The following is a 2,391-nucleotide window of genomic DNA, read 5'->3' as shown; positions in this document are numbered from 1 at the left end:
GTTCCGTTGGGAGAGGTAATGCGACGACGCAGCTCGGCTACATCATCATCACCGCCAGCATGGCCGGATAAATACCTGCACAACCATTCTGCCCAATCGTGGTGCCAAAAGAAGCGGCAAAGTTGGCCACGCCTTCAGCAACCCCAAGGCGCTGAGTCAGGGTCTGAATGGTCAGCGGCATGGTGCCCGCACTGCTCCGGGAGGTAAAGGCAAAGGTCAGAACCGGCAAGGTTTTCCTGATGAACTGAATGGGGTTGGCACCTGCCACGGCAACCATGATCAGGTGCACCACAAGGACGGCTATCAGGGCTGCATAAGAGGCGATGACAAACTGCAGCAGTTGCAGAATATCGGTGAAGTTACTGCCTGCCACCACTTTGGTCATCAAGGCCAGAATGCCGAAGGGTGTCAGCCGCAATACCATTGTCACAATGCGCATGACAATGGCGTGGGCAACATCAACGGATTGCTCAAAGCGGCCTGCGACTTCAGGCTGATTGCGATGCAGGCCCAGTACCGCGACACCAATAAAGGCAGAAAAAATCACCACGCCGATAATGGAAGTGCTGCGGGCTCCGGTCATATCCATAAACGGATTGGCAGGGATCAGGCTAACCAGCATATCGGGAATTGAGAGGTTTTCTACCCGGGTCATTGTGGATATCAGCTGCTCACCACGAGCCGCTTCACGCACCCCGGAAGTAATGGACTCGGCAGTCAAACCAAAGCCAAGGGCAGAAATAATACCAATGACGGCAGCAATGGACACGGTCATTATCAGCAAGGTCAGAACCCAGCCGCTGATCTTGCCCAGGGTGCCGACACCTTTCAGCCTCAGGATGGCTGAGATCACCGAGACCATGACCAGGGGTACGACAATCATCTTCAACAGGCCAACATAGCCGTTGCCAACAATGCTGAACCAGCTGATCGACTCGGTCAGGGTTGTAGAAGGGTAACCATAAAAAAGCTGTAAGCAGACCCCGTAACCAACGCCCATACCCAGGGCGATAAAGACCCGTCGGGTGAACGGCAGGTCTTGTTTCTGTAAACGGTAAAGCAGGTAGAGCAAGGCTACCATGATAAAAATATTGACCAGTACTGCTATAGGCATGGTTATTGTCCCTTCTGGTATTAAAATGCGTCACGATCCTTGGCCTTTTCACGGGCCACATCACGGGAGATCAACCCCTTTTTCATCAGATCCGTCAGACACTGATCCAGGGTTTGCATGCCAAGCCCACCGCCGGTCTGGATGGCCGAGTACATTTGGGCAACCTTGTCCTCCCGAATCAGATTTCGAATACCGGCAGTTCCGAGCATAATCTCATGGGCGGCTACCCGCCCTCCGCCGTTTTTCTTCAACAGTGTTTGCGAGACCACCGCCTGGAGTGATTCCGAGAGCATGGAACGCACCATGGACTTCTCTTCCGCCGGGAAGACATCGACGATACGGTCGATGGTCTTTGCCGCCGAGGTGGTGTGCAGCGTACCGAACACCAGGTGACCGGTTTCCGCAGCCGTCATGGCCAGACGGATGGTTTCCAGGTCACGCATCTCACCGACCAGAATAATATCCGGATCTTCCCGTAAAGCTGCACGCAGGGCGTTACTGAAGCTATGGGTATCCCGATGCACTTCCCGCTGATTAACCAGACACTTTTTCGGGGTGTGGATAAATTCGATGGGGTCTTCAATGGTCAGGATATGCTGGTATTTGGTGTCATTAATGTAATCCATCATGGCCGCCAGTGTGGTACTTTTACCAGAGCCGGTAGGTCCGGTCACCAACACTAACCCCCTGGGTTTATCGGCAATGGTTTTAAATACCTGTCCCATGCCCAGGTCATCCATGGTCAGTACTTTACTGGGGATTGCCCGGAACACCGCCCCCGAACCCCGGTTCTGGTTGAACGCATTCACCCGAAAACGGGCAACGCCCGGGACTTCAAAGGAGAAATCAGCTTCCAGGTGCTCTTCCAGATCTTTACGCTGTCTGTCGTTCATGATGTCAAAGATCAAACCATGAACTTCCTTCTGTTCCATGGGCGGCAAATTGATCCGGCGGACATCGCCATCGATTCGAATGATCGGCGGCAGTCCTGCCGACAGATGCAGATCCGAAGCCCCCTGTTTATAGCTGAACGCCAACAGCTCAGTGATATCCATTTATTATCCCCCTTACCCCGGGAAGCAGGTAAACTATGGGGCTGTCCGGGAAGAGTGCTATTCCCGCACGGCCTTCCTGCCATTTTATTTGCCCGGTAATGTACAGATGACCTTATTACAAAACCGCTTGCAACGGGTTTATGACCGAATTCATCAAGCTGAGCAAGCCAGCCATCCCCACGGGCAAGTGCAACTGCTGGCCGTCAGCAAAACCAAACCTTC

General features: G+C 53.4%; 2 protein-coding genes. Both read right to left on the bottom strand.

The annotated features are described in order from the left end of the window. Nucleotides 1-37: 37 nt before the first annotated feature. Entirely contained in the window at nucleotides 38-1,114 is a 1,077-nt protein-coding gene (locus KDK14_RS07420; RefSeq protein ID WP_257264427.1) for a cation:dicarboxylate symporter family transporter, read from the bottom strand. A gap of 20 nt (nucleotides 1,115-1,134) precedes the next feature. Next, entirely contained in the window at nucleotides 1,135-2,169 is a 1,035-nt protein-coding gene (locus KDK14_RS07415; protein WP_257264425.1) for a type IV pilus twitching motility protein PilT, read from the bottom strand. Between the last annotated feature and the right edge of the window lie 222 nt (nucleotides 2,170-2,391).

Origin of the sequence: Endozoicomonas sp. ONNA2, assembly GCF_024606365.1 — a bacterium.
Lineage (GTDB): Bacteria > Pseudomonadota > Gammaproteobacteria > Pseudomonadales > Endozoicomonadaceae > Endozoicomonas.
Note: the sequence above shows the minus strand (reverse complement) of the source record. Positions and strands in the feature narration are given on the sequence as shown.

Bases quoted from the DNA above. Each gene is read 5' to 3' on its own strand.
- KDK14_RS07420 (WP_257264427.1), bottom strand. From the start codon at position 1,114: ATGCCTATAGCAGTACTGGTCAATATTTTTATCATGGTAGCCTTGCTC.
- KDK14_RS07415 (WP_257264425.1), bottom strand. From the start codon at position 2,169: ATGGATATCACTGAGCTGTTGGCGTTCAGCTATAAACAGGGGGCTTCG.